Origin of the sequence: Streptomyces azureus (assembly GCF_001270025.1) — a bacterium.
GTDB lineage: Bacteria > Actinomycetota > Actinomycetes > Streptomycetales > Streptomycetaceae > Streptomyces > Streptomyces azureus.
The window spans coordinates 103,796-129,640 of the sequence record NZ_DF968533.1 but is presented as its reverse complement, the minus strand read 5'-3'; the positions used below and the strand labels follow the sequence as shown (position 1 = coordinate 129,640).

The 25,845-nt window shown below is 68.4% G+C and carries 24 protein-coding genes and 2 pseudogenes; 9 read left to right on the top strand and 17 right to left on the bottom strand.

Annotated elements, in window-relative coordinates:
- Nucleotides 1-115 precede the first annotated feature (115 nt).
- Both AOQ53_RS38550 and AOQ53_RS43385 read left to right on the top strand, forming a co-directional pair.
- The gene (locus AOQ53_RS38550) at nucleotides 116-1,009 is read left to right on the top strand and encodes a GNAT family N-acetyltransferase (RefSeq protein WP_059425033.1); all 894 of its coding nucleotides are present in this window, start codon (nucleotides 116-118) and stop codon (nucleotides 1,007-1,009) included.
- Nucleotides 1,010-1,196: 187 nt separating this feature from the next.
- Nucleotides 1,197-1,518 (top strand): annotated as a pseudogene (locus tag AOQ53_RS43385) (hypothetical protein).
- Between the two features lie 63 nt (nucleotides 1,519-1,581).
- On the opposite strand, the gene AOQ53_RS38540 reads toward AOQ53_RS43385, so the two are convergent.
- The 12 genes and pseudogenes from AOQ53_RS38540 to AOQ53_RS38485 form a co-directional block, all read right to left on the bottom strand.
- A complete protein-coding gene (locus AOQ53_RS38540; protein WP_059424621.1) occupies nucleotides 1,582-1,809 on the bottom strand; it encodes a hypothetical protein in 228 nt (75 codons plus the stop codon).
- Between the two features lie 291 nt (nucleotides 1,810-2,100).
- A pseudogene (locus tag AOQ53_RS38535) lies at nucleotides 2,101-2,610 on the bottom strand (hypothetical protein); the annotation flags it as partial.
- Between the two features lie 140 nt (nucleotides 2,611-2,750).
- Nucleotides 2,751-3,410, bottom strand: a complete 660-nt coding sequence (locus AOQ53_RS38530; protein ID WP_059424617.1) for a hypothetical protein — start codon at nucleotides 3,408-3,410, stop codon at nucleotides 2,751-2,753.
- Nucleotides 3,411-3,480: 70 nt separating this feature from the next.
- Nucleotides 3,481-3,957: a pilus assembly protein TadG-related protein gene (locus AOQ53_RS38525; RefSeq protein ID WP_059424615.1), complete on the bottom strand. Its 477-nt coding sequence runs from the start codon at nucleotides 3,955-3,957 to the stop codon at nucleotides 3,481-3,483.
- On the bottom strand, nucleotides 3,954-4,388 hold the full coding sequence (locus AOQ53_RS38520; RefSeq protein WP_059424614.1) for a TadE/TadG family type IV pilus assembly protein: 435 nt from the start codon (nucleotides 4,386-4,388) through the stop codon (nucleotides 3,954-3,956). Before AOQ53_RS38520 ends, AOQ53_RS38525 begins: the two co-directional genes overlap by 4 nt.
- The gene (locus tag AOQ53_RS38515; RefSeq protein WP_059424612.1) at nucleotides 4,388-4,846 is read right to left on the bottom strand and encodes a TadE family protein; all 459 of its coding nucleotides are present in this window, start codon (nucleotides 4,844-4,846) and stop codon (nucleotides 4,388-4,390) included. Before AOQ53_RS38515 ends, AOQ53_RS38520 begins: the two co-directional genes overlap by 1 nt.
- A gap of 64 nt (nucleotides 4,847-4,910) precedes the next feature.
- On the bottom strand, nucleotides 4,911-5,162 hold the full coding sequence (locus AOQ53_RS38510; protein ID WP_010041603.1) for a hypothetical protein: 252 nt from the start codon (nucleotides 5,160-5,162) through the stop codon (nucleotides 4,911-4,913).
- A 67-nt stretch (nucleotides 5,163-5,229) separates the two neighbouring features.
- On the bottom strand, nucleotides 5,230-6,153 hold the full coding sequence (locus AOQ53_RS38505) for a type II secretion system F family protein (RefSeq protein WP_059424610.1): 924 nt from the start codon (nucleotides 6,151-6,153) through the stop codon (nucleotides 5,230-5,232).
- Nucleotides 6,150-7,097 (bottom strand): type II secretion system F family protein, encoded by a 948-nt coding sequence (locus AOQ53_RS38500; RefSeq protein WP_059425031.1) that lies wholly within the window; start codon nucleotides 7,095-7,097, stop codon nucleotides 6,150-6,152. The genes AOQ53_RS38505 and AOQ53_RS38500 overlap by 4 nt, the downstream gene beginning before the upstream one ends.
- 46 nt (nucleotides 7,098-7,143) lie before the next feature.
- Entirely contained in the window at nucleotides 7,144-8,451 is a 1,308-nt protein-coding gene (locus AOQ53_RS38495) for a CpaF family protein (protein ID WP_059424608.1), read from the bottom strand.
- Complete coding sequence (locus AOQ53_RS38490) at nucleotides 8,448-9,350, bottom strand: hypothetical protein (RefSeq protein ID WP_059424606.1); 903 nt, start codon at nucleotides 9,348-9,350, stop codon at nucleotides 8,448-8,450. The genes AOQ53_RS38495 and AOQ53_RS38490 overlap by 4 nt, the downstream gene beginning before the upstream one ends.
- Nucleotides 9,351-9,367: 17 nt before the next feature.
- Nucleotides 9,368-10,078 carry a hypothetical protein gene (locus AOQ53_RS38485; RefSeq protein ID WP_059424604.1) on the bottom strand — a complete coding sequence of 237 codons (711 nt, stop codon included), beginning with the start codon at nucleotides 10,076-10,078 and terminating at the stop codon, nucleotides 9,368-9,370.
- Between the two features lie 451 nt (nucleotides 10,079-10,529).
- Here AOQ53_RS38485 and AOQ53_RS38480 point away from each other — a divergent pair, with 451 nt between their 5' ends.
- The 3 genes from AOQ53_RS38480 to AOQ53_RS38470 all read left to right on the top strand — a co-directional run bounded on the left by AOQ53_RS38480 (nucleotide 10,530) and on the right by AOQ53_RS38470 (nucleotide 14,649).
- Nucleotides 10,530-11,246: a hypothetical protein gene (locus AOQ53_RS38480; protein ID WP_059424603.1), complete on the top strand. Its 717-nt coding sequence runs from the start codon at nucleotides 10,530-10,532 to the stop codon at nucleotides 11,244-11,246.
- Nucleotides 11,247-11,348: 102 nt separating this feature from the next.
- Complete coding sequence (locus tag AOQ53_RS38475; RefSeq protein ID WP_059424602.1) at nucleotides 11,349-13,427, top strand: hypothetical protein; 2,079 nt, start codon at nucleotides 11,349-11,351, stop codon at nucleotides 13,425-13,427.
- Nucleotides 13,417-14,649, top strand: coding sequence for a hypothetical protein (locus tag AOQ53_RS38470; protein WP_059424600.1), 1,233 nt, complete (start codon nucleotides 13,417-13,419; stop codon nucleotides 14,647-14,649). Before AOQ53_RS38475 ends, AOQ53_RS38470 begins: the two co-directional genes overlap by 11 nt.
- Nucleotides 14,650-14,657: 8 nt before the next feature.
- On the opposite strand, the gene AOQ53_RS38465 is transcribed toward AOQ53_RS38470, so the two are convergent.
- A complete protein-coding gene (locus tag AOQ53_RS38465) occupies nucleotides 14,658-15,596 on the bottom strand; it encodes an LCP family protein (RefSeq protein ID WP_408055229.1) in 939 nt (312 codons plus the stop codon).
- A 272-nt stretch (nucleotides 15,597-15,868) separates the two neighbouring features.
- Entirely contained in the window at nucleotides 15,869-17,791 is a 1,923-nt protein-coding gene (locus AOQ53_RS38460; protein ID WP_059424599.1) for a glycosyltransferase, read from the bottom strand.
- Between the two features lie 1,035 nt (nucleotides 17,792-18,826).
- Here AOQ53_RS38460 and AOQ53_RS38455 point away from each other — a divergent pair.
- The 3 genes from AOQ53_RS38455 (at nucleotide 18,827) to AOQ53_RS38445 (ending at nucleotide 21,164) form a co-directional block, all read left to right on the top strand.
- A complete protein-coding gene (locus tag AOQ53_RS38455) occupies nucleotides 18,827-19,477 on the top strand; it encodes a hypothetical protein (RefSeq protein ID WP_059424598.1) in 651 nt (216 codons plus the stop codon).
- Complete coding sequence (locus AOQ53_RS38450) at nucleotides 19,474-20,508, top strand: hypothetical protein (protein ID WP_078945701.1); 1,035 nt, start codon at nucleotides 19,474-19,476, stop codon at nucleotides 20,506-20,508. Before AOQ53_RS38455 ends, AOQ53_RS38450 begins: the two co-directional genes overlap by 4 nt.
- Before the next feature lie 125 nt (nucleotides 20,509-20,633).
- The gene (locus AOQ53_RS38445) at nucleotides 20,634-21,164 is read left to right on the top strand and encodes a DUF3093 family protein (protein ID WP_059424595.1); all 531 of its coding nucleotides are present in this window, start codon (nucleotides 20,634-20,636) and stop codon (nucleotides 21,162-21,164) included.
- A gap of 558 nt (nucleotides 21,165-21,722) precedes the next feature.
- Here the strand turns inward: AOQ53_RS38445 and AOQ53_RS38440 are convergent.
- The 3 genes from AOQ53_RS38440 to AOQ53_RS38430 all read right to left on the bottom strand — a co-directional run bounded on the left by AOQ53_RS38440 (nucleotide 21,723) and on the right by AOQ53_RS38430 (nucleotide 24,452).
- Nucleotides 21,723-22,940, bottom strand: a complete 1,218-nt coding sequence (locus AOQ53_RS38440) for a mucin-2 (protein WP_236711956.1) — start codon at nucleotides 22,938-22,940, stop codon at nucleotides 21,723-21,725.
- Between the two features lie 128 nt (nucleotides 22,941-23,068).
- The gene (locus AOQ53_RS38435) at nucleotides 23,069-23,809 is read right to left on the bottom strand and encodes a hypothetical protein (RefSeq protein WP_236711955.1); all 741 of its coding nucleotides are present in this window, start codon (nucleotides 23,807-23,809) and stop codon (nucleotides 23,069-23,071) included.
- 145 nt (nucleotides 23,810-23,954) lie between these two features.
- Nucleotides 23,955-24,452, bottom strand: a complete 498-nt coding sequence (locus AOQ53_RS38430) for a hypothetical protein (RefSeq protein WP_059424589.1) — start codon at nucleotides 24,450-24,452, stop codon at nucleotides 23,955-23,957.
- A gap of 654 nt (nucleotides 24,453-25,106) precedes the next feature.
- Between AOQ53_RS38430 and AOQ53_RS38425 the strand changes: the two genes are divergently transcribed.
- Entirely contained in the window at nucleotides 25,107-25,802 is a 696-nt protein-coding gene (locus tag AOQ53_RS38425) for a hypothetical protein (RefSeq protein ID WP_148640445.1), read from the top strand.
- Nucleotides 25,803-25,845 lie beyond the last annotated feature (43 nt).

Genomic DNA, 25,845 nt, shown 5'->3' with positions numbered 1-25,845 from the left:
AGTCGAGCTGCAGCAAGCCCAGCTTCCGAGCACCAACAGGGTCACCGAACCCGCACCACGCCGGCCGGTCAAAACCCGGGTGCGGGCTGTCGGTGCGGTGGTGTGGGATCGGGCCATGGCGATTCGGTTGAGCAAGCCGGGAGTCGACGGGCTGAGCGAGGCCGTGGACGTGCTGCGGGAGTGGCAGTACGAGGGGGCGCCGATGCAACTGCATCCGGGGGACCTGGGCTGGTTCTGGCGGTCAGGTGCGGAAGCGACCGCCGCCGGGGTGCGGACATGGAGCCGGGACGGGCAGATTCTCGCCGTGGGGCTGCTGGACGGTCCCGGACTGTTGCGGCTGACGATCGCGCCGGACGCCCACCAGGACGAGGAACTGGCACAGCAGTTGGTGGAAGACGTGACCCACCCGGAGCGCGGCGTCCTGCCCGAGGGAAAGGTGAACATCGAGGCGCCGATGGGTGCGCTGCTCCAGAATCTGCTGTCCGACGACGGCTGGAACACCGACGAGCCGTGGACGCCGCTACGCCGCGACCTCTCGGAGCCGGTGCAGGACCCGGGCGTGCGGATCGTGGCGGTCGGGCCGGAGCAGGCGCACGAGTTTGTGGCCGTCCATCGGGCAGCGTGGGACGGGTCGAGGTTCACGAACGAGCGCTGGCACGCGATGGCGGCGGGACTGCCGTATGCCGACGCCCGGTGTCTGGTCGCTTACGACCACCAGGGCAACGCGGTGGCGGCGGTGACGGTGTGGTCCGCCGGCCGGGGTAGGCCCGGGTTGCTCGAACCGATGGGCGTGCACCGGGAACATCGCGGTCACGGCTACGGCAAGGCCATCAGCGTCGCCGCGGCGGCCGCACTCCAGAAGCTGGGCTCGTCCAGCGCGATCGTCTGCACCCCGAGCTCCAATGCCGGCGCCGTCGCCACCTACGAGTCAGCCGGCTTCCGGCAACTCCCCGAGGTCCGGGACCGATACCGGGACGCCTGTCCGATGTCCTGTCACAGTGCACCTTGATCATTTGCCATCGAAGTCTGGCTGGCGGGATGCCCCCATGGAAACCGGTATCTCATGGAGGTCCACGCCAACCGTCGATCTCCGCATGTGGCGCTCCGATGCCATCGTGCTGTTCGACTGGCTGATGAACACCGACCTGCACGCCGTACCGATCACTCATCCGGCTCGGAAGCAGGCTCTCGTAGACATGTCGGCGCGATTGGAAGAGGTGGACGTCATGGAGTCCACCGAGGAAGAGATCGCCACCATGAAGCTCTTCGAGTCCTATAGGGACGACATCAGCGAACGGCAGTGTCAATGACGCGCTCGGGGATTTCGAGTCCCATTGGGAGGACGGGCGCGAGGACATCACGCAGCAGCTCGATGCGCTGGCGAGTATGTCCGATGCCGTCGTTCGCGAGTTCAAGAAGCTTGATGACGAGCTCGCCAATCAGGTCAGCGATGCCACGAAGACCGAGGACAAGCGGGGCGGGAAGGGCAGTAAAGGGAACGGTGGCGGCGGCAAGTAAGCCGCGCCCGTGACGTGGAAAGGCCCCGGATGCGGAGATCCGGGGCCTTTCGTGTGCCTGGAGTCAGGAAGCGACGGCGGTGTTGAGGTGCAGGTCCGCCGCGACGCCCGCGGGCGAGACGGCGAGGCCCACGCCGCCGCCGACACCGGCGTTGACGCCGACGGCCGACGTCTCGACGTAGAGACCGGCTGCGGCGCCGGCACCCGCGGTGCCGCCCGCCTGTCCGCCAGCGATGGTGTCCAGCTCGGCGTCGGACATGTGGGCGGTCTGGATCTGCGGGGTGAAGGCCATGGAAGGCGGTTCCCTTCGTTTCAATAATTCGAAGTGCTCGAGCGCGACCGATCAAAGCACGTCGGGAGGAGAGTCGGCCAGTCAGTGGTTATCGGGGTGCGATGGATTTCGGTGACCGAATTCATGTGTGTGACCATTCGGTCACCGAAAGGCCCGTCACCTTCACATGTTCCGCCACTACGCGGTACCGGTGTGCAATGCACGGCGGGGTAAGTGAGTGGTGCTCAGTTCCTGCCCTGGTTTGTCACGACCTCACGGTGGACGGTGTGCAGATCCGTCGAATGTTCCGGATCAGCGGTTCACGGACTGGATCTCCTGCACCGTCACGTCCTGGGTCGTACCGAATGTGCCGTCGGGAAGGCCGCCGCCCTCGCCGCTTGTGCCGGTCCAACTGATCTTCCAGGTGACCGTGGCGCACAGCGGACAGGGGCCGTCGGAGCCGGACGAGCGCAGGTAGCTGACGCCGCAGGGCGGGTCCTGGTCGGCCTTGCCCTGCGCGTACGGTGCGCCGATGCTGCCGTCCTCGTTGATCGCGCATTCGCCGGAGTCGGGGTACGTCCGGGCGTCGGCCGTGCCCGGCTCGATGTGCGGGGAGACGGGTTCGGCGGTGGTGGTCGCGGACAGGCCCGTGCCGGGCAGGCTCGCCGTCACCGAGAGCTGTGGACTTGGCCTTGTCGAGCCAGATCAGGTGGGCAGGTTGACGGTCGACTTGCCCGCCGAGGCCATCTCGATCTCGGTGTCGGGAACGGGGAGTTTGTCGTAGGCGTATTCGGCGAGGACCTGGGGAAAGACAGCCAGGGGCGGAGCCCTCCGCGCTGCCCTCGCAGCCGCCCTTCTCACCGCCACCGCGACCGCCACCGGCCGTGGCCGTTGACGGCACGGCCGCCGCGACGAGGGCAGAGCCGACGTTGCGACGGCGCGCAGCACAGTCGCACGCCGCATCACATGCACCTCTTGGCGGCCTCCGTGGACGAGACCGTGGTGGTCTGCCAGACACCCTTGGCGTTCTTCTCGAGACGGGTGTTGTAGAAGACGTAGTCGCTCGGGGACGCCTTGACCGACCGGTCGACCTTGCCAGTCGTCCCGTCCTTCGGGTACGTCTGTGTCGCATCCACGCAGTACGTGACGGAGGCGGCGTCGTCCTTGTGGAACGTGACCTCGCGGTCGTAGTACCGAGTCCTGCCGGTGAAGCTCCGGTTCTCGTCACGGAAGGACATGATGTAGTCGGCCGCCGACACCAGCGCGTCGCCCTTGGAGTAGAACTTCAGGGCGGGGTACTTCTTGGCGTCGACGGTGATCGCCTCGTCGATGGAGTTGATACGCCGCTCGTTGTCCTCCAGCACCGCGTCCTTCGCCGGATCCCCGGTCGTACCGCCCTCGAAGACGTTGTTCACGTCGGACGGCAGCTTGATCTCCGGCCGCTCGATGTCGTCACCCGTCGCGGACGCCGACGGCTTCGAAGACCCCGAACCCGAATCCGCGCCCGCGATCTTGTCCGGGTCCTTCGGGTCCGACGATTCCGAGCCGTCACAGCCCGTCAGCAGCAGCGCCACCGCCGCGGTCAGGGCGGTCGCGGCCGCCGTGGTCGTGCGTGTGCGCATGGGGGTGTACCTCCAGTGGGGAAAACGTGCTCAGCGAGCCGAGAGGGACGGGCGACGAGGGCGGCGGGCATCAGCCGACCTCGTTCTCCGCCACCGCTTGCCCGTGGACGACCACGTCGCCGCCGTAGAACATCCCTGTGAAGACCGGGGAGTAGGTGAGCTGCACCTCGACCTGCACCTGCTGGGCGTCCGCCGCCACGCAGTGGGTCGCCGCGATGTCCGCACCCGTCATGTCCATCTCGCGGGCGAAGGCCTTCACGCGGGCGTTGCAGTTCTCGTAGTTGATCGGCCCCAGGCCGTTCAGGTCCGGGTTCTCGTAGAGGGCCTCGCGGTCGATGTCCTGGGCGGCGAAGCGGGCCGCCTGTTCCGCGATGTCGGCCGCCCGTTCCCGCTTGGAGATGGACAGGCCGCCGTCGATCACGAACGCGGAGAGGGAGAGGAAGACCAGCGCGAAGATGATGACCGCGCCGGCGCCGGAGCCACGGTCGTCCAGGTGGGCGCGACGGGCCGCCCACCACGACCGCCAGTAGGGCGGAAGGTGTCTCACGCCGACCTCCTGAACGGGTCGAGCGGGGAGCTGAAGCTCGCCGTCAGCGTCGTCGGGACGTCGAGGCCGAGCGTGGCGAGGCCCCGCACCTGGCAGCTCACCTCGACCGTGAAGATGGTGTCGGGCTCGAAGCCCTGGCTCGTCTGGACGACCGACACCGGGCCGGAGCAGACGTCCGCCAGGTTCGCCTCGGCGGCCTTCTTGGCCTCGGCCATGGCGGTGGCGTGGTCCTTCTGGATCGAGCCCGCGCGGGCCGCGTCCCGAGCCGCTCCGTCGAGCGCTCCGCGACCGTCGACGAGTTGGCCGAAGGCCACCAGGACAAGGATGAAAAGGATCATCACCGGTGCGAGGATCACGACCTCGATCGTGGACAGGCCCCGGTCGTCCGCCCGGCCGCTGTCCTTCCGAAGAGCCGGAGGAGACAGAGTCATCAGTTCTCCTCCTGTACGAACCGTTCCACCGGGCCGGCCGACTGCGCGTGCACCGTCAGGTCCAGCCCCGGGAACACCGTCGGCACGCGGGCCGCGATCTCCACACCGACCGTGTTCTGGTCCGGCTGGAGCATCTTCACGTCCGGCGCCAGCACCAGTTGCGGGCCCAGCTGGCGGATGTAGCTGTCCACCACGTTCTGGGCCTCGCCCCGCCACGCGCCCGGCCGTTCGTCGGCCGTGGCACGCGCCTTGCGCGCTCCCGCCTGGGCCGCCGCCTGGGCGACGTGGTCCGCGAAGAAGTACAGGGCGAACTGCACGGTCGCGAAGATCATGAAGAACAGTACGGGAGTGAGCAGCACGAACTCGATCGCGGTCATGCCGGAGTCGCCGCGGGCGGCCGCCGCTCTCCGCGCGGCCCGCACCCTGCGGCGTATCCGTCTGCTCACGTCCGCCAGCATCCCCGTGAACCCCGTTGTCCGTACGACTGTCCTGTGACTGTCCCTGCGTCTGTTCCTACGACGGTCAGCAGGTCTTGCCCGCGTCCGCGCCCTTGATGCAGTCGCCGACCTTGTTGGCGCCCTCGCTCAGCGCGGCGTTGATGATGGCGGCCACGACACCGACGATCGCCACGACGACCGCCGAGATGATGACCCACTCGACCGCGGAGGCACCTCGGTCGAGTTCGCCGGAACGGGCGCGCTCGGTACGGGCCTGGAGGAAGGTGACCAGGAAGTCCACGGCCGGGATGCCCGTGTGGAAGTTGCGTCCGTTCATGACGTCTTGTCCTTTCGAAATCGGTTCACGGAAGTTCGGAGTTGTGAAGGTCGGCTCACTGCACGGTTCACTGCACCTGGAACACCCGCATCGCCGCCGGAAAGATCAGGAACACCAGGAACCCGGCGCACAGCAGAAGCTGCGCCACGAGCATCGACTGGGACTTCTCACCCGCGCTGCCCTCGATCTCCGCGAGCTCCCGGTGCCGCATGGTCTCGGCCCGGGACGCGAGGGACTCGCGCACCTTCGCACCGTCGTCCGCGACCAGGGCCAGGGAGGCGGAGAGGTCCTTGAGCTCCTCGACGCCGATCTCCTCGCCGAGCGCGCCGAGCGCCTGCCACTGGCTGACGCCGGTGATGCGGGCGTCGGAGAGGGCGTTGCGGATGCGCTGGTTGGCCCAGCCGTCGGAGATCTCGGCCGCCGCCATCAGGGCCTCGGGCAGACCGCGTCCGCCGGCGAGGCTCATCGACACCAGGTCGAGGTACGCGCCGATCACGCGCCGGAGGTCGCGCCGCTTCTGGGCCGCGTCCCGCCGTACCTCCAGGTCGGGCAGGAAGAAGAAGATCACCGCGAAGAGCAGCGCCAGCCACACCGGGATGAGCGGGCTCCGGCCGACGCCGAGCGTGTAGACGATGGCGAACAGGAACGGGCCGAAGAACAGGCCCGTCACACCCAGCAGCACCTTCGTCGCCAGGAACTTCTCCCAGCTGCGGTCCAGGACCGCCAGGTCCGCGCGCAGCGAGCGCTGCTCCCAGCCCTGCTGGAGGTAGAACTCGGAGACCCGCAGGCCGACTTCGGCCCTCAGAGAGCCGAAGCGGCCCTTGGCCCGTTCGGCGCGCGCGGACTCGTAGGCCGAGCCGCGTGCCCGCATCGCGTCGATCCGCGCGACCTGCGAGATCGCGCTGCGCTTGCTGGGCATGAGGGCGCGTACGAGGGCGTAGATGCCCAGGCCGATGACGGCGCCTACGACGAGCGGCATCGTGAGGTTCACCGGCGTGCCCCCTCTTCCTGCGGCAGCTGCTGGGACTGCTGCGACGGCGTCCTGGGACGGACGAACTGGACGGCTGCCTCGTCCCGGACCAGGAAGCGTTCGGGCGTCTCGATGTTGGACAGCTTGCGCAGCCACCAGAAGCCGAGCGCGAACAGTCCGCAGACACAGGCCAGGACGAGCTGCCCGACGGCGGTGCCGTACGGCTCCACGAAGTCACGGTTGAAGATCGACAGGCCGAGGACGAAGGCGATCGAGACCGCCACGACGATCTGCACGGACCGGCGGGTCGAGGCGCGCTGCGCCATCACCCGCTGCCGCATGTCCACTTCCTCGCGCGCCGACTTCGCCAGCGCGCCCAGCACCTGGCGCAGACCGGGTCCGCGCAGGCGGGCGTTGAGGATCAGGGCCGCGACGATGATGTCGGCGGAGGCGTCGTCGATCTCGTCGGCGAGGTGCTGGAGCGCCTCGGGCAGCGGGGTGCGGGCGCGCAGGCGGTCGACGAGGGCGTCGAGGTGGGGGCGCAGGACCGGGGCGGCGGCGCGGGCGGAGGCCGGGATGGCCTGCTCCAGGCCCACCGCGCCGGCGATGGTGTCGCGCAGGGACTCGGTCCAGGAGGCCAGGGCCTCCACGCGCCGCATGGCGGCCCGCTCCTCGCCGGCGCCGCCGAACAGGCGGTCCCAGAAGAAGACGAGGACGCCGGCCGCGATGCCCGCGACCGCCCACCGGGTGAGCACGAGGACGACCAGGCCGACGATGGCGGCGAGCGAGCCGCGCTGGCCGGCGAAGCGGATCAGTTCACTCGCCCGCTCGGCCGCCTTCTGCTTCTCGTGGTCGGGCTTGGCGGGCAGTCCGCGTACGGCGACGAGGAGGAGGGCGAGGCCGCCGCCGACGGCGACGCCGCTTCCTATCGAGTAAAGGACGGTGGTGGAGAACAGGCCGCCCATGGAGCCGAGCGAGCCGATTGCTGCGAGAGTCGTGTTCATCCCCGGCTCACCCCCAGGTCCCGGACGGCCGGTAGCCGTGTGCCATCAGTTCCTCCAGGCAGGCTAGGGGGGCGTGCGGCACGATCCGGCCGTCGGGGGTCTCCGCGAACACCTCGCTGGACAGGACGCGTCCGTCGACGCCGTTGACCTCGCGGACGGAGGTGACCATGCGCTGGAGGCGGCCGCCGTCGCCGAAGTTGTTGCGCCGCTGGATGAAGACGACGAAGTTCACCGCGCCCGCGATCAGCAGCTGGCTGGCCTCGATGGGCAGCCGCTCGGAGGCCTGCAACGCGTAGGTGGAAATACGGTTGAAGACCTCGCTGGAGCTGTTGGCGTGGATCGTGGACAGCGAGCCGTCGTTGCCCTGCGACATCGCGTTGAGCATGGTGACGATCTCGTCGCCGAGGACCTCACCGACGATGACGCGGGAGGGGTTCATACGGAGCGAGCGTCGCACCAGTTCCGCCATCGAGATGGCGCCCTGGCCCTCGGAGTTGGGCAGGCGCTCCTCGAAGGCGACGACGTTGGGGTGCAGGTCGGGGAAGGTGTCGAGCCCGAGCTCCAGGGCCCGCTCGACGGTGATGAGGCGCTCGTGCGGCGGGATCTCGTTGGCGAGGGCGCGCAGGAGCGTCGTCTTGCCGGCGTTGGTGGCGCCGGCGATCATGATGTTCTTGCGGGCGCGGACCGCGCAGGCCAGGAAGTGGGCGACCTCGGGGGTCAGCGTGCCGTTGCCGACGAGGTCCGAGATGAACACCTTGCCCATGCGCGCGCGGCGGATGGACAGCGCGGGGCGCCGGGCGACGTCCATGACGGCGGACAGGCGCGAACCGTCGGGAAGCCGCAGGTCGAGCTGCGGGTTGGCCGAGTCGAAGGGGCGGGAGGACAGACCCGAGTAGGCGCCGAGGACCTGGATGAGCTCGATGAGCTCCTCGTCGGTCTCGGCGACGGGGTCGCCCTTCACCTCGCGCCCGTCGGCGTAGCCGACGAACACCTGGTCGCACCCGTTGATGTCGATGTTCTCGACTTCGGGGTTGTCCAGCAGCGGCTGGAGCCGGCCGACGCCGAACAGCGCCGCGTGCACGGCGGCCGCGTACTGCTCCTCGGTCTCGGCGTCCAGCGGCGTACGGCCCGCGTTGATCTCGGCGCGGGCGTACTCCTCCAGGATCTGGGCTATGACGGCACGGGCGTACTGCCGTTCGTCCTCCGTGGACATCGGAGTGACGTTGTTGATCTGGTCCTGTCGGCGCTGCTCGGCGATGCGGTCGCCGGCGTCCTGGCGGAACCGCTTGACCAACTGGTGGTCGACAGCGGTCATGTGCCGGCCCCCGCGTGGCCCTGCGTCTGGCCCGGGTGGTGGTGCTGGACGTGGTGGGCCTGCTGAACCTGGTGGGCCTGGTTCGCCTGGGCGGAGGCGGCCCAGGCGGCACCGTACTGCTGGTAGAGGTCGGCGGCGACCTTGCGGGCCGTGCGGATCAGCAGCGACTTGTCGAGACGGCCGCGCCTGCGGCCGGCCAGCTGGTCGGCGCCGGCCGGGTCGTCGGCGATGGTGCCGACCACGCGGGCGCCGGTCTGGGCGTGCACGAGCATGTCGTTGACCTGCGAGGCGAGCTTGCCGGCGTTGCCCGTGTCGGCGATCAGGACGACGCCGATCACCGGGTTGGCCAGGCTCGCGGCGCCGCGCGGACCGCCGTGCAGCTTGCCGGCCAGCGCCGCGGCGCGGTCACGCACCCGCGCGATCGCCTCCGGCTCGGTGCGGGAGAGCAGCAGCACGAGCGAGGCGTGCGGGAACAGCTCGACGGCGGGGGTGTCCCCGCTGATGCGTCCGCAGTCGGCGATGACGTCGGCGGCGGCGTTCGGGGAGTCGGCGAGGGAGGCGAAGGCGTGCCCGAGGGTGGGCCACAGCCCCGCGAGCCCGGCGGCCTGCTCGGCGATACCGAGCCCGACGAGCACCTCCAGTCCCCCGCTCAACGGCTGTACGTGGTCCCAGAGCTGGTCCGGCACCAGGCCGCGACGCGCGGTCGCGGCGATGGACAGCATGCCGGTGTTGGGGTTGAGCGGTCCGCCGTGCGCGGCGGCACTGCGGTAGACGAGGTCACCGCCCGCCGGGTCCGTCTCGGCGAGCAGGACGCGCCGCGGCCAGACCGCCGCGAGGGCGACGGCCGCGGTGGTGACGCCGGGGGAACCCTTGTCGGCGGCGAGAGCGATGAGCGCCATGGGTGGGGTGCCGCCTTCTAGTTGCCGGGGACGTGCACGATGGCGACCTCGTTCGCGGCCGCCGCGGAGGCGAGCGCGGCCGCGTCGGCCTCGTCGACGAGGACGGTGAGCGAGAGGTTGCCCGTGCTCACGGTGGCGTCACTGTCGTCCTCGACGGTGTTCACGCGCGCGTTGTCGACGAGGGCGCCGCCGGAGGACGAGGCGCCGCTCGAGCCGGTGCTGTTCGAGGGGGAGCCGCTGGTGCTGACGCGGTAGGCGGAGACGACGTCACCGGCCTTGATGTCCGACGGGTACTGGCCCTCCTTGAGGGCGAGGCCGACGGCGGCCTTGCCGGCGGGGAGGCTGGCCTTCTTGGCGAACATCTGGCCCATCACGACCGTGTCCTTGTAGATCGTGGACTTGGCCTTGAGGGTCTTCAGCGTGCCCAGCTGCGACCACTTGATGTAGTTGATGTTGTCGTCGGCCGCGACCATCACCGAGGTCACGTTGTCACCGACGGACTCCCCCGCCTGGATCTCGTCCGTCACCTTGACGACCTCGACCCGGTCGCCGACCTGGAGTACGAGCATCGTCACCCCCAGCGCACCCACCAGGATGAGCAGCACCGCAAGCGCGGCCAGTGCCGGTTTGCGCTCGCGAGGTGGTGTGGGAAGCCGGTCTCCGACCGACGGCTGAGCCGGAGCGGCGGAACGACCGGCGCCCGCCCCCGTACGCTCTTGGATCTTCACGCAACCGCTCCCCGTACACCCAAGATTATGTCTGTCAATTTGCCTTCAAATGTGGACACTTCACCCGCACCTTCCCGCACGAAGAAATGCGGGACGGGCCGGACGTACCCGCCCCACCTGGGCGAATAACCAGCACTGAGGGTGAGTGTCAAGCCATCGCACCGTATCAGCCGCACATAAGCCCCTCAAGGCGCGTCCGGCGTCACACACCTCACCACGCGCACCGTTATTCATCTGCAACTTCAGGGCTGGACAAACCCGTTGATGGCGGCACCCGGGCAGGCCCTTTGCTGTGCGGGAGCGAATTCGGCACGGGCGGACGCCGGGTGGGCGCGCGTCCGGCCGCCGGGGTCTTCGTCACATACCAGCCATGAGGCCCACACCATTCACTCACGTGATATCGGCATGGCCGTGTCATGATCTTCGCTTTGTCCCCCACGAGGAGTGCCCCATGAAGCGAGCCGCGCTCGCCGTCTCCACCCTGTCGCTGCTGTCCCTCACGGCGTGCGGCGGCAGCGCCGACTCGGACACGGCGACCGGGGAACCCCGGCCCACCGCGCCCCGGGCGAAGCAGGCGACCCCGGCCGAGCGGCTCGCGAAGCTCATGATCACGAAGGCCGACGTGCCGGGGCTGGACGTGAAGGCCACCTCCAGGAACAAGGGGGACGACAAGTACGTCTTCGCCAAGTCCACGGACGACGTCACGGTCGACAAGCCGGCCTGCGCCCAGCCTGCCTACGCGATGAACCAACTGCCCGTCGGCGAGCCGCAGGGTGACCTGACCCACTATGTCCCGCAGGGCAGCGAGTTCACCTACATCACGCTCACGAAGTACGCACCCGGCAAGGCCGAGTCCGCGTTCGCCGGGCTGGCCAAGGGCGTCGAGTCATGCGGCGGCGGCTTCACGGCGAAGGCGAACGGCACGGTGACGTACGACTCCGTCACCGCCGAGGAGCCGGTGGCGAAGGCCGGTGACGAGTCACTCGCCTTCCGCGCCACGATGCCCTTCCAGGGCATCACCCACACCCTGCACGCCCAGGCCGTCCGCAAGGGCGATGTCATGGCCGTCTACGTCTCCGTGGACGGCATGGCCATGGTCCAGGACAGGCCGGGCGACGCGAAGCTCCCGGCGACGGTGGTGAAGGCCCAGAACGCGAAGCTGGGCTGAACCGCGGGACGCCGCATCGCAGCCGACGGCGATCTGTAGCACTCGCGAAGCCCCGAGTAAAGTGCGGCCCGGACAGCGATCGGACCGTCGGGGGGCACACCGGTGAGAACAGTCACGGCGAACGGGGAACGCACAGTACAGACAGGGGCATGGGGGGCATCGAGCCCCCGCCGGACCCGCGTCCTCCCCCTGCTCCTCCTCGCCCTCTGCTCGCTGACGGCTCTCTTCGCAACCGCCACCCCGGCCCGAGCGGCGGACAGCGCCCCCGCCACCCAGGCCGCCTACTTCGCCGACCGCCTCCGCGAGGACCCGGTCTACGTCACCGACCAACTCCCCCGTGAAATCCCCCGGTCCACGGCCCGCGACTTCGCGAGGCTCGCGAAGAAGACCGGCGTCCCGACCTACGTCCTGGTCCTGCCCGACCAGAGCAGCGTTGACGGCAAGCAGTTGCTCGGCGCGGTGCACGACCGGCTCGGGCGGGACGGGTTGTACGTACTGGTCGACGACATCCAGGTCACGGAGGCCACGGCCTACGGCGTACCCGCGCCGGCCGAGGCCGCCTCGACCGTCACGCAGTACGAACTGCCCTACGACGCAGGGGCGTTGCTCAGCTTCGAGCGCTTCGTCGATGTCATCGCCCTGGGCGAGGAGAAGGCCGCGGCCCGTGCCGAGGCGGCCCGTGAGAAGTACCCGGACGACGGACCCGCCGACATGTACATCGGCCCGTCCGACCGCCGCAACCAGTCGTTCCTCACCGGAATCCTGCTCACCGGCGTACCGCTGCTGATCCTGCTGACGGCGGGGTACGCCAGGCGCCGCCGCCGGCGTTCCGGGGCCGAGCGGCGCGCCCCCCGTTGGGCCGTCCCCGGCGCGGCCGTCCTCAGCGCCGCCGCCATCGCCCTCACCGCCCCCACCGTCTTCGACCAGACCAGGTCGAGCGCGGCACCCCCGCCCACCCCCGCCGACCTGTCCGCCCGCGTCGAGCGGGTGGCTGCGGGCCTGAAGCAGGACCCCGTGTACGCCGATCCGGAGAGCCCGCGGGTGCTCGCCGCCCGCCAACTGGACCGGCTGCACGACCGGATCCGGGACTTCCGGCGCTCCGAAGGAGGCGGCCAGGTGTTCGTCTCGGTCGTGCCGCAGACCCCCGAGAGCGAGTCGGCCGGCGACTCGATGCTGTTCGCCGCGGCGGTGCACGCCAAGGTGCGCGAGGACGGGCTGTACGTGGTCGCCGACCCCGACGACGGCACGATCGACTTCTACAACCACGGCCTGCGCCTGGACACCGACCACCTGTCCTTCAACCTGCCGGACTCCGTCACGTTCGGCGACAGCAAGGCGGACGAGGCCGACGATCACCTCCTCGGCGAGCGTCTCGACCAGCTGATGGGCTTCCTCGACGAGACCCCGCGCACGGACCGGCCCGGCTCGGAACCCGCGCCGGCCGCCGCCCCGAGGGCCGCCGACGAGAACACCCTCCCGCCCCTCTTCGCCACCGACTTCTGGCCCGGCCTGTTCGTGGGCGCCTTCCTGGCACTCCTGCTGTCCGGGGTGGTGGCCGGGGCGGTGTGGATCGTGAACGGCCTGCGGCGGTGGCGCTCACCCGAACCCGACCCGGCCGGCCTCCTGCCCGTCACCTCGCCGACCGAGCCGTCGGCGTCCTACCTCCGCCGCACCGCCCACGCGGAACTCAGCGCGCTGACAAGGGAATTCATCAACGCCGACGGGCACGCCCGCGCCTGGGACTGCCTCGACGCGGCGATGCTCCTCCTGGACGGCGACCCGAACCGCACCCGGAGGCCGGGCACGGATCCCGCGACCCTCACCGCCGTCGTCGTACTCGCCCGGGCGGGCCGGGCCGCGCTCACCGGCGACACCAACGACCTGTGCTGCGGCGTCAACCCCCTGCACGGGCCCGCCGTCGGCCGTCACCACGTGCGCGTATCGGCGGCGGCGGCGGGAAGCAACCGCAGGCGCCTGCTCCCCGTCTGCAAGCCCTGCCGCGACACGGCCATCGCCCAACCGGGCGGTATCCCGGGCAAGTTGCTGAGGCTGCCCGGCTCGGCGTCCGATGACGGCGGCCGACCGCCCTACTACGAAGCGACCGACGGCCCACTGACCGCCGTGCCCGGCGGGATCGCCCGGCTCATCGACAAGGTGAGGGAGACCGCAGGTGTCCACTGACATCAAACGCGTGACCACCGTCCTCGCGGCGCTGCTGCTGGCCGCGCTCACCACCACCCCGGCCCGTGCGGCGGACGGCGACGGCCCGAGCGCCGGGCAGCGCATCGCCGAGGCCCTGCGCACCTCACCCGTCTACGTCGACGATGCGTACGCAGATGCCGTACAGCCCTCCCGGCAGCGGCAGTTGGCGGAGCGGATCCGCCGGACGGGCCTGCCGATCAAGGTCGTTCTCAGGCCGCTCACCAAGGGCGACGCTTTCGACGGCGACTCCGACGTCCTGGCCGGAGTCGTCCGCGACCGGATCCCGGACCAGCGCGAACTCATCCTCATCACGACGGACGGCGACTTCCCGGACTCCCTGAACGGCTACGAGTGGCCCGCCGACACCCACCAGGCCCGGGACGCCGTGACCGCCGCCGGTTTCCTGGACGAGACGCGGGACGCTGAGCTGGCCGATCTGACCGCCAAAGCGGTGGAGCTGGTGGCGGAGGGGAACGGCAGGGAGCGGTACGAGGAGGCGATGAAGGACCTGGACGGCGCCCCCGCGCGGAAGCCGGAACCCGTCGCGCCCGGCGCCTCGCGGTGGTGGCTGTGGCCCCTGGCCGCCGTACCGGCCCTGGCCCTGACCGCGCTCGCGACCCGCGCCCTGGTCCGCTCCCGCTCGCGGAGGACCGCTCCGGCCGTTCCCCAACTGGTGTTCACGAAGGCCCGAGCGGCCGACGAGGCGGAGCTGCGGCGCCGGGCCGAGGCGGAGGTGCTGGCTCTCGGCGAGGCGACCCAGGCGGCCGGTGTCTCCACGACACCCGGTCTCCAGCAGGCCCTCGACGCGTACGCCGCCGCAGGCAGGGTCCTCGACGAGGCCCGGGGCGTGCCGGACCTGGCGGGCGTCCTGGCCCTGGCGCAGGAGGGCCGCGACGCCCTGGCCTGCTCCCCCGGCCTGCCCCTCTGCTTCTTCAACCCCCTGCACGGCCGTGCAGCCCTCCGCACCGGCTGGCGTCCGCTGGGCCGGCAGGACCGGCTCGACGTGGCGGCGTGCCAGGACTGCGCGGACGCGCTGCGGGACCGCCGCGCCCCGGAGGTACTCACGGACAGGGCCAGGGACGGCCGTACCGTTGCCTACTTCGAGCTCCCGGCCGGGCGGAGCGTGTGGTCGGCGACAGGGTACGGGTCGCTGGCGTCACCGCTGGACGGCATCAACTCCCGCAGGCTCAAGGCGCGTTGACGCCTTGATCAGCCGGGCGGCCGGTCCTCGCGCAGCGCCGTGAACAGGGCGCGGGCCCGCCGGTCGTCCCACCTCACCGCGCTGCCCTGGGGTGTACGCAGGTCCGGGTCGGCCACGGGCACGTTGAGCTGTCTGCCCCCGCCCGACGCGGCCTTCCGCATGGCCTCGAACAGCGACATGAGGTCGGGCAGCTCCGTGCTCTCGTCGACGATGAGCGTGTCGAGGCCGGCGCGCAGGCTGGGGAAGGTCTTGGACGGGTCGGCGAGGGTGGACGGGGTGGCGGCCTTGCGGGCGAGGGCGGCGAGGAACTCCTGCTGGTTGCGGGTGCGGCCCAGGTCCCCCTGCGCCTCCTGCTTGCGCTGCCGTACGAAGGCCAGCGCCTCGGCGCCGTCGAGGGTCTGGCAGCCGGCGGGCAGGTCGGCGCCGGAGTCCTCGTCCCGTACGGGCTTGTCCAGGCACAGGCCCACGCCGCCGACCGCGTCCACCACCCCCACGAAACCGGCGAAGCCGATCTCCGCGTAGTGGTCGATGTGCACACCGGTGTTGCGTTCCACGGTCCGCACGAGCAGGCCGGGGCCGCCCAGCGAGAACGCCGCGTTCAGTTTGTTCGGCGCGGCCCGGTAGCTCCGGCCGGTGTCGGGATCGACGTAGGGCGGGAGGGTCACCCAGGAGTCGCGCGGCAGGCTGAGCATCGTCGTGCCGTTCGCCCCGGTGTGCAGCAGGATCACCGAGTCGGTACGGCGCCCCTCGGCCGAACCGGTGTTCAGCTCCTTCCGGTCCTGCTGCGACAACCCCTCGCGGCTGTCGGAGCCCACGACCAGGTAGTTGGTGCCCTCGCCGCGCGGCACCCGGCCGGAGAGCGTGCCGAGGTCGACCTGCTGGTTGAGCCGGCTGTCGGCCCAGACGTACGTACCGGCACCGGCGAGCAGCAGGACGGACGACAGCACGGCGGCGGTCCGCAGGAACCGGCGGCCCCTTCCGGCGCGACGTCGCGGGTTCCTGCTGCCTCGGCCGTCGCGCGCGCGGAGGCCGCTGTCGTAGCGTCCGGGGGCGGCGGGCGAGGGCATGCCCGGCAGGGGCGCGGTGCGGGTCGAGGGTGGTGGCGCGAGGGAGGGCGCGGGAGGTTCCCGCCGTGGGGTCCATTCCGGAGGGGATTCTCCCGGACGGCCGGTCCAGTCGCTCATCGACGCCTCGAAGGTGCTGTGGGGGGTCTCTCGGGTCAACGCATAGGCACGCTCCTATACGGAACCGGCCCGCCGATCTGTTCAGCGGCCGTCCCGGAGCGCTTCATCCGCTGCCACCTCAGCCGGCTGCCGAGCAGCAGCGCGACGAGCGACTGGATGACGACGAGATACATCAACTGCCGGTAGACGACGATCTGGAACGGCATCGACCACAGGGCCAGGACCGGCTCGCCGTCGAGTCTCAGCGCGTAACCGGAGCAGACGATCTGCACGCCGAGGAACGCGAACCACACGGCCGACTCCCACGGGTCGCGGAACAGCATGCCGTACAGGGCGTAGACGTCGATGACGGGCGCGAGCAGCGGCAGCGCGACCTGGAAGATCGCGAGGTAGGTCAGCCCGCGCCGCCCGAACCGCCCGGCGGGCCCCATGCCGAAGAGAGCCCCGCGATGCTTCCACATCGCCTGCAAGGTGCCGTAACACCACCGATACCGCTGCCGCCACAACTGCCGGAGCGTGGTGGGCACTTCGGTCCAGGCGACGGCGGACTCCTCGTACAGCACCCGCCAGCCGGCCCGCCACAGGGCCATCGTCAGGTCGGTGTCCTCGGCGAGCGTGTCCTCGCTGACCCCGCCGACGCCGATCACCGCGTCCCGGCGGAACGCCCCGATGGCACCCGGCACGGTCGGCATGCACTCCAGCACCTCGAACATGCGCCGGTCGAGGTTGAACCCGAAGACGTACTCGAGGTGCTGCCAACGGGCCAGCAGACTGCGCCGGTTGCCGACCTTGGTGTTGCCGCTGACGGCCCCCACGGCGGGATGCGCGAGCGGCTGGACGATCCGTTCGATGGCATCGGGCTCGAAGACGGTGTCGGCGTCGACCATCACGACGATGTCGTACCGCGCGTGGGCGAGCCCGGTGTTGAGGGCGGCGGCCTTGCCGGAGTTGGGCTGGCGGAAGACCTCCACCCTCGCGTCCCCCATGTTCCCGGCGATGTCGGCGGTCCGGTCGCTCGACCCGTCGTCGATCACGATGACCTGGAGCTCCCGATGGGTGGAGTCGAGCAGCGACCGCAGGGTCGACCCGATCCCGGCCTCCTCGTTGTACGCCGGGACGAGCACCGTCACCGGCCCGGACACCTCCCGCATCCAGGGCGCCCCGGTCCGGAACCGCTCCAGCCGGCGCACATGGGCCCGGGCGAACAGGGCGAGCAGCAACAGCCGCAGCACGCCGAGCCCGCCGGCGACACCGAGGACCCAGATCATGGCGGTCGAGAAGACCTGCCCGAGACGCGTGACCTGGATCAGTCCCGCCCCCAGCCACCTCTCGACAACGGACGGGGACGCGTACGGAACCAGCCCGAGCCCGTGGGACACGGTGGTGAACCGGTCGACACTCCGGTTCCTCAGAAGCCTGCGCACCTCCAGATAGGCGCTCTCCGTCTGGCTGAGCTGCCGCACGATCCCCTGCGCCGGCTTACGCGCTCCCTTGTCGGCGGCGACAAGCACGTACCCGTACCCGGTGGCCCGCCGCGCCGCCTGCCACTCACGGCCGCACAGGGTCTCGGGGGTGGTGGTCCGCGGCATGCGCAGCAGATTGGTACGCACCCCGGTGGCTCCGGCCAGCGCGCTCTGGGTCAGTTCGAGCTCGGACCGGAAGCGGGGCGCGGACGACTCGCCCAGGACGGCTCCGGTGTAGGTGTTGGACCCGATCTCGTGCCCCTCGGCACGGATACGTCGGATCAGCTCCGGGTGGCGGGCGGCCTTTGCCCCGTGCACGAAGAAGGTCGCGCGTGCCTGATTGCGACGCAGCAGATCGAGCAGCCGCGGGGTCCATACGGGGTCGGGACCCCCGTCGAAGGTGAGCGCGACGGTCCGGGCGGGCATCGACCCGGACCGGATCCCGTCCCGGTTGATCCCGATCACGGGCCCGCCCTTCGCGACGGCCTCCGGCACGGGCGAGGCACAGGGCGTCCGCGCCTTCGCGGCGTCGACCTCGTGCTGGGTCCAGCCCTCGAAGAGCAGGAGGGCGAAGACGAGGGGGAGGGTGAGGGCGAGTAACAGCCAGTGGGCGCGGGGGTCTCGGGACTGTTTGTGACGGGCTCGGGCCTTGGATTTGGCGGGGGCCTTGGATTTGGCGGGGGTCAGGGTGCGTCACCGCCCCCGAACACTTCCTCACGGCCTCCTCGGGAGGAACTTTCTCTTCTTGACTTGCGGTACTTGTTCAGGCTGGGGGTACGCATGGGGCGCGAGTGTAGTTTTGGGCTGCCGGTTGCATGGCAATAACAGCAACTCTCACAGGGACGCGGCGGCGCTCAGCTTCCGGCTGTCAGCGCACCGGGGTGTCCTGTCCCGGAGCAGGGTCATCTTTCCTGCGGTTAACGGACCTGCCGATCCTGTCCCGCACACGTCCACGTATCCGCCCTGCGCGTGCCCGGGTTGCAGGGCGACGCGATAGCAAAACGCGCGACAACGCCGACCGCCCCAGACACAGCACGATCAGGCGTCCGGGGTGTTCGCCGGTGAGGCACGATCAGGACACGGTCCGCTCCAGCACACCCGCCTTACGCCCTAAATGTCCGTCAAGGGCTTCGGCTACTACAGGATCGCATGGTCAAGTGCCCTACGGGCGAGGGCCTATGGCAGGCATCCAAGGTGTTCGTCGAGACGGGGGCGGTGAAGTACCGGTGCGCAGGTCACGCCATCCCCCCTGCGCGTCTCGCCCTAGTAGAACTCGCCCTTATCGAACTTTACGGGGTTCACCGCTCAATACCGCAGAGAAGATCGCCGCAGCAGCCATCCGCAGCGCCCGACTGAGGGACGGCGGATCGAACAGCGGGTCTGAGCAGAGCAAGGACACAACGTCACACCGACAGGACCCATTAGCCCCAATTGACCCGTCTTTCAATGAAGTTCGCTCTGGCGAAAACAGCAACTTCCCCGATAGCTTCAGTGCACTCGACCGATCTCATGTCCCACGGGGAGTCCACTGTGAAGCGCCGCCCATTGCCCCTTGCTGTCGCGCTCGCTGCGTCCACAGCCCTACTGCTCACCGCGTGCGGCAGCAGTGACGCCGGCTCGAAGGACAACGACAAGATCGCGGGCTCCGACACGGGATCCCAGGAGGCGACTTCAAGCCCAAGCGCTTCGGACTCCGCCGAGCGACCCGACATCAAGCTGACCGGCGGCGTGGAAGACGTCTTCGAGAGTTGGAAGACGGGCAACGCCACGGAGGATGCGGTGCTGGCGGACGCCGCGCGAGCACAGACCGCCATCAACGACGCCATCCTCAAGGGCGAGACGGACACCCCCGGCCTCACCTTCTACTACCAAGGCGAGGCCCTCACGACATCCGTGAAGTGGGTCCAGAAGTGGGTGGACGCCGGACTGACGTACACGGGCACCACTCGGTACTACAACCCCAAGGTCAAGTTGTTCAACGACACGTCAGCGGGAGTTTCCTTCTGCGCCGATGAGACCAAGGCGCACAACAAGGACCGAAGGTCAGGAAAGGTCGACAGGTCCCCGGCCTCGGACGATTCCTACGTGCTGTACAACACTCGCTTGGAGAAGAACAAGCAGGGTGTGTGGCAGACGACCAGCGGGACGTCCGTGCGCGGGAGCAAGGGATGCGTTCAGTGACCAAGGTCGGTTCCGCTGCGGCAGTGGGTACGCTCGTGATCGCCTGCACACTTCTGACGCCCAGTGCAGCCTTCGCCAAGGATCCCGGCGGGTCTCAGTTCGACGTCTCGGGGAGTAATGAGACGGACGGTGGTCAGACTCTCGAGTCGCGCATCGTCTTCCGTGGATCTACCGGTGGCGCTGGAGCCAAGGAAACCGGGCAGTTCACGCCCGTCGGCGACTGGACTCCACCGGCCTGCTGGTACGAGCCGAAGTGGACTCCCGCCGAATTCTCCAAAGAATTCCAGAAGCAATGGGACATCCCGCACGCCAGTGGTGTGGGAGAGGCCTATGCCTCGTCCAAGGACTACTACATCAACGGGGAACCGTACAAGGACTTCAATAAGTCCGAAACAGGCAAGGGCATGTGGTGGGACGCGGTTCGGGACAAGAGCCGAGAGGAATCGGGAGACCCGGCTGCCTTTGCTTGCGACACGAAGACATTCTGGGTCGAGAACGGCGAGACTCCTACGGTGGAGAACGCCGTGACCCCGAAGATTCTCGCCGACCTCGCCTATAGCAGAATCAAAGTGCCCGACACCGAGGTGACCCTCGCCCCGGCGAACACCACCAAGGTCAACCTTCCCACTTGGGCCTGGCTCGACCGGGCCAAGTTCGAGGACGTCTCAGTCACCGCCTCACTCGACGTCGGCGGTGTGAACCTCCAGGCCACAACCACCGCCAAACCCATCTCGCTCAGGCTGGAGCCAGGGACGCCGGATGCTGAGGTCTACCCCTCCTCGGGCGAGTGCACCTTCAACGACGACGGTTCGATCGGTGAACCATACGCAAAGGGAAAAGCTGACCAGACCCCGCCTTGCGGAATCAGGTACCTGCGCTCTTCTGGCGACGGCGCGTTCAAACTGCGAGCGACCATCACGTGGGAAGTGTCCTGGACCGGGACAGGCGGCGCTGGCGGGGACCTCCCCAACGGGACCTTCGGCAATGACCAGGACGTGACCGTCCAAGAAATCCAAGCCGTCAACCGCTGATACCTAGCACTGTCGCTGCTGAGCTCTCATGCCCATCAGCATGAGAGCACCCATCACCCTTCATAAGCGTCTGGGTACAGGGTTGAACGCCGATGAGGCCTCTTCGAGGATTCAGAAAGAGAACCATGCTCTACACCGAGAAGATGCCCAAGACTTGGTCCGTACTATGCATCGCCGCCTACCTGGCCGGCATCGGATACATGGGCATCGACACAATTCCTGACGAGATCGGGCTCTGGCTCGGTCTGTGCGCGCTGTTCCTTCTGGTGTTGTTGCCCTGCCTGGCAGTTCCGATCTCTAAGTTCATTTACCACCGAATCCAGATCGACGCGCAAACGCTGCGCGTCGGCCGTGAGCACATCCCTCTCGCAGACCTCGACCCCGCCTCCATCGAGGCAGCCGCCCTCGATGTGCACACAGCTGCGCAGCGGCACGCCAGCTCGCTGGCCACGGTCAACGCGCCTCTTCCTGGGCCTCGCTCCACCGACCAGGGCGGCGCTCCCCGCCTCGTAGGCGGTGGTTGGGGTGCCCCCATGGGCATGAGTACGGTAGTGATCCGCACCTGGCAAGGCGGACAACTCTCCATCGCGACCCGCGACCGAGCCGCCTTCCTCGCCGCACTGCGGCAGGCTACGAGCACCCAACACCAAAACTAGTAACAACGCCATGAAATCGGGCCGAAACGGTTGAGCTGCCTGCTCGTTGGCCGGGTGTGATCCAGGTTGACGATGCGCGTCGGCCGACGCCTGCCGCGCGGGAGGTGGTCCGGCTACGGGTGGTGGTCGCGCTGAAATCGGGCAAGGCACGTAGGTACCGGTAGGCGACCGAGGTGTCCGGGGTCAGCAAGTGTTCGGTGGGCAGCTGGCGGCAAGCCCACCGCTACGGCGTCCGTGACGCTTTTGGGAGTGCTGCCCACTCAGCGCCGCGGACCGCATAGCTGATCAGCGAGCCGCAGTGGTTGCGCCGGCACCGCTCCACTATGAAGCTGAATTCGAGAACTGTTCCCTGCCGGGCCCGAGTACAGAAGGAGTTCTGGCCGTCGACCGTGCCGCTGCGGCGGCACGGTCAGCCAAGCTCGACTAGCCAAACCGGAGCCTTATAGCCATGAAATCAGCTAGACCAACGACGTGGGCCCTTTTAAAGTGCACCACGATGCTCCAAGCGCGAACGAGAAACCGCCTGTCACTGTACCCCGGCTTCAACATCGCAATGGGTCAGTCGAAGGGGTTGAGGGCACTGCCCAACTTCTTCGCCCCGTCGACGAGCTTCCCCGCCCCCTCGCCGACCTTCTCACCAGCCCAGCGTCCGGCGTCAGCCACCTTACCGGGGAATGTTTTGACGGTTTCCCAGTTGTCGACGATCGTCGCAACGCCGTAGACCGCGCCTGTGACAACGGCCGCCCCAATCGTCACCGGGTTGGGCGCAACCATGGCGGCAGTGAGCGAGGCGTTGAAGGCCACACCCGACACCTTCGAGACGTATCCCGCCTTGTCCCGCTTGAAGGCCTCGGCGGGGTGCCCTTCCTGAATGACGTCGACGACACCCACAACCGTGGCCACGGCGCTACCGCCGACGCCAGCCGCCCGCCACCAGCCAGCAGTGCGCAGAGCCGTCCCCGCCCCCGAGGCGAAGGCACCTAGACGGCTCGCCCCAGCCACCCGTGCGGCTGTGCCAGCGTTCTTGCCGGCTTTGAGGAGATTAGTCTCCCAGGCCCACAGCTTTCCACCGTGAATCTGGGCGAGCCTGTCGGATCCAGCGAGGACGTCCAGGACAACGGTGGGCGTGGTCCTACCGATCTGCGCACCTAGCTGAGCGATCCGGGCCGGAATGTAGGAAGGGGCCCGACCTTTGAGGATCTGAGCGAGTGTCGTGCCCGGCGCTTTCAGGAAGTCGCCATTCTTGAAGTACTTTATCAGATGCAGCGTTCCCGCGGTCGCCATCTTGAAGGCGCCCGGGACGGTCGAGGCCATTGCGGTGAGCTGGATGTAATCGCCGACTACCTCACCGAGGTTCTCATTGCCACTGACCTTGGAAACGGCGTCCCCGGGAATGCGCTGTAGCCAGTCCTGGTATGTCTCGCCCGGCTTGCGTTTCAGCCAACTGGGGTCGAATTCACCACTGTTCGCAACGGCCGCGTTAGCGATTAGCATAGCGTCCGGAGACAGGTTCCCACCCCTCAGTTCCTCCGGCTTGAAACCCGCATAGAGCGCCGCAGCCTTGGGATCCCCGTTTTCGGCCCGCAGAATGGCCGCACGCCGCCGCAAGTCGACCGCCGTGTCATCGGCCCAATTCCGCATGGGCTTCAGAGAGCTCAGCTTATCCGTCACACCGAGGCGAGAGGCTCGGGTGAAGGCCTCATCCAGCCGGTCGCGTAGATTCCCTCTGCCGTCGAATAGCTTGGCCAGGTGTTCGAGGCCGTCCGGGTTGGCCATGCGCTTAGAACTGTCGCTCATTATTCCCCGTGATGAAGTACTGTGCTGCGTGCACGAATACATACCGGAAGACGGATGGCACCGGGAGAAATAGGGAGCGGGTCCCAGGCCCCGGGCGGGAACCGTCCTCAGACGGACTGCGGCTGGGCGGCGATCTGCGAGCCGTCCGGGAGTAGATCAGTGATCAGCTGCCAGAGTTCCTTGGCCGAGGTGCGTCGGATTCGCAGCTCACTATCGCTGTCCACCTGGCCGTCGAGGATCGGCTCGGCGGGCATCTCACGCAACCAGTAACCTTCCAGGCCGCAGTCCCAAACCGCCAGAGCGGAGACGGAAAGCCCACCTTCGCGCCGTTCCTCCTCTGCACCCTTCCACACGACGGTCATCCGCCACATGCAATTCAGCTGGGCCAGCACCTCGGCCAGCCGCGACGGGCCACCGGTCGCCTCCGCCACGACCTTAGGCTCTTCGAACTCGCTGTTCTCCATGCGCTCAAGCACCTGGTCGAGCACGCCCATCGTCGAGACGATCACCTCGCCGGAGTCGACCTCAGCCATGAAGTCCCGGTGCAGGTCCACCATCCGGCTCATGGCCCAGACGAGCGTCTCGGGCTCGGCGGGTACATACTCGGACTCGGCCTCGCCAGGCCAGCTCTCGTGCGTGAAGATGAAGTCGTCGCCGACGACGGCCCCGCTTCGCGTGACGCCCTGAGGACCGGTGGTCTCGACCCGGACAATGACGCGCGGCTCCATGAGCGTCGAAACGAGCGGGTAGAGGTCGGCCGAGATCTTACCGTCGGCCTCGACGATGCCCGCCTCCCGGAGTTCGTCATGCGCCCGCGTCAATTCATCCGGAAGCTGGCCTTCCTCCACAAGTAGTCCGAGCACACTTACATGAGCATCAGACAGCCGCAGCCGACGCCGAGCCGCATCCACGGAAGGCATTCTTCTTATCCCCCTGAGAAGTTGGAGATCACTGAATGAAAGTCTATTGATTTAGCGAGAGGGGTTAGACCGGTTAGAGATCATTGAACCTATTCAAGAAGCGCCCCGGCAGCGAGATCATTGCCCCCGGCAGCGACAAGTTTCGCGTGTAGACGCCCTCGAGGACGAGCGCGACACCAATATCGAGGGCATCCACCTCACCGATCCAGCTACCCGAAATGGTGCTGGGATTCCTCCAGCTGGAACGCGCCATGGAGACACTGGCACCTGGGCGGCCCAACGTATGACTCCGCTTGCCATGCCGCTCGGCATACGTGTACGTCCGCCCCTTGACCCCAATCCGGAGGGCACGCCCGTTCTTCCCTGGCCACCACACGTTCCGGGAGAGATCCGCAGGATCCCAGTCCACGCGCAATTCACCCCTGGCCAAGAGCGGCCGCCGGAGGTACCGGAGTCCGAGGTAAGTGACGAGCGGAAAGTTCTCGCCGCTCACCGCCACCTCGCAGTACTCCGACGGGTAGTCGCTGTGTTCCGTCGGAAAGGCAAGCTCGATTCGACCGAGGCCGTCCACGTGACCTACCCAGAGGTATACGTCACCACGGGGTCCTCGCGTGGACGTCGCCCGCTGCAGCTCGAACGTGACTCCACCCATAGGCCTTCCCTTTCCCTCTTCACCTGAGCCCTGGCCGACCGGAGCGGCTCACGCAAAGCCACTGTAAAGCAAGGACAATCGAGGCGTCTTGGCGGCGTCACCTAGGAGCGCGCCCGATTCACTCCAACATGGAGTCAACCTGACTTGTATGGCCATAGACGCGCCACAACCGGTACCTTGTGGCGAATAGCGGGTGATAACGGATGTACCTGCGCACAGCATCTCGACTGCCAGCCGGTCGTCATCATAGAAAAATCCTGGATTGTTCCCCTGTGCACACAGGGCCATCGTCACGGGACTGCAGCAGGGCATACCAGTCTTACGTAAGGGCAGTCTGAGCGATCAAGAGGCGCGCGGGTTGTGGCGGCCATGTGATGGTTGAGGAGATTCTCTACGCCTACGGAAGGGCCCAAACCGCACGTATGTTTTCTCAGCAGCGATGGGGATCAGTCAGGATAAACGGCAGGCACCACCCGTCAACGAGCACGTTCTTGGCGGCCGGCTACCCGCCAGGGAGGACCTGGGCGCCGACCACGCCCTGACCGGCTGCGGTTATGGTCAAAACCCATCCCCATGACCCGGAGAGGCACCGTGTTCGGCAAGAACAGGCACGCAGACGAACCTCCCATTCACGTCGTCCCCTGGACGGACGCCTGGGAATTCGTCATCACCGACGAGGAACGGCCTGCCGCAGGGCAGCGCAAGCGGGCCGCACTCGGTCTCCGTGCCTTCAGGGTCCCGCAGGGCTCAGGAGCCCAACGCGTCAACGCACCCTGTGCCTTCTTTCCGCCGCAGTCGTCGGCTGCGAACGATCGGCGCCTGTACGAGGACGCGGAGGGCGGCAGGCTGCTCTGCTCCCTCGACGAGCCGCAGGACGTCGAGGGCCGGCGTCACTACGCGGTGCGCGACGTGCAGGGGCAGGTCATCGGAACGATTCAGCGCATCGCTCCGCTGAAGCACGCCTTGAAGCCGACCTGGCGCATCGCCCAGCCGGGGCACCCCGAGATCGTGACCAGCGCGGAGTGGGCGAAGGGCGGCCCCAAGGAGATGGTCCAGCGCGGCGCGGGCAAGATGCTGCTCGGTGTCGTCCAAGCCGTCGCCGACATGGGGGCGGAGGGCGGTGACCAGCCGGCCAAGTCGCGAGTCCTCGAGTGGAGAGCAGGCGACGAACTCGTCCTGACCTCGGAGGGCGATCGCAGGTTCCTGGTCCGGGCCGCGTGGCTGGACCGGCGCCTCGTCTTCGCATATGCGCTCCTGCGTACCGGCTGAGCACGGCCGCAGAGCCGTGCCGAGTCAGGGAGGAAGCTTCCCT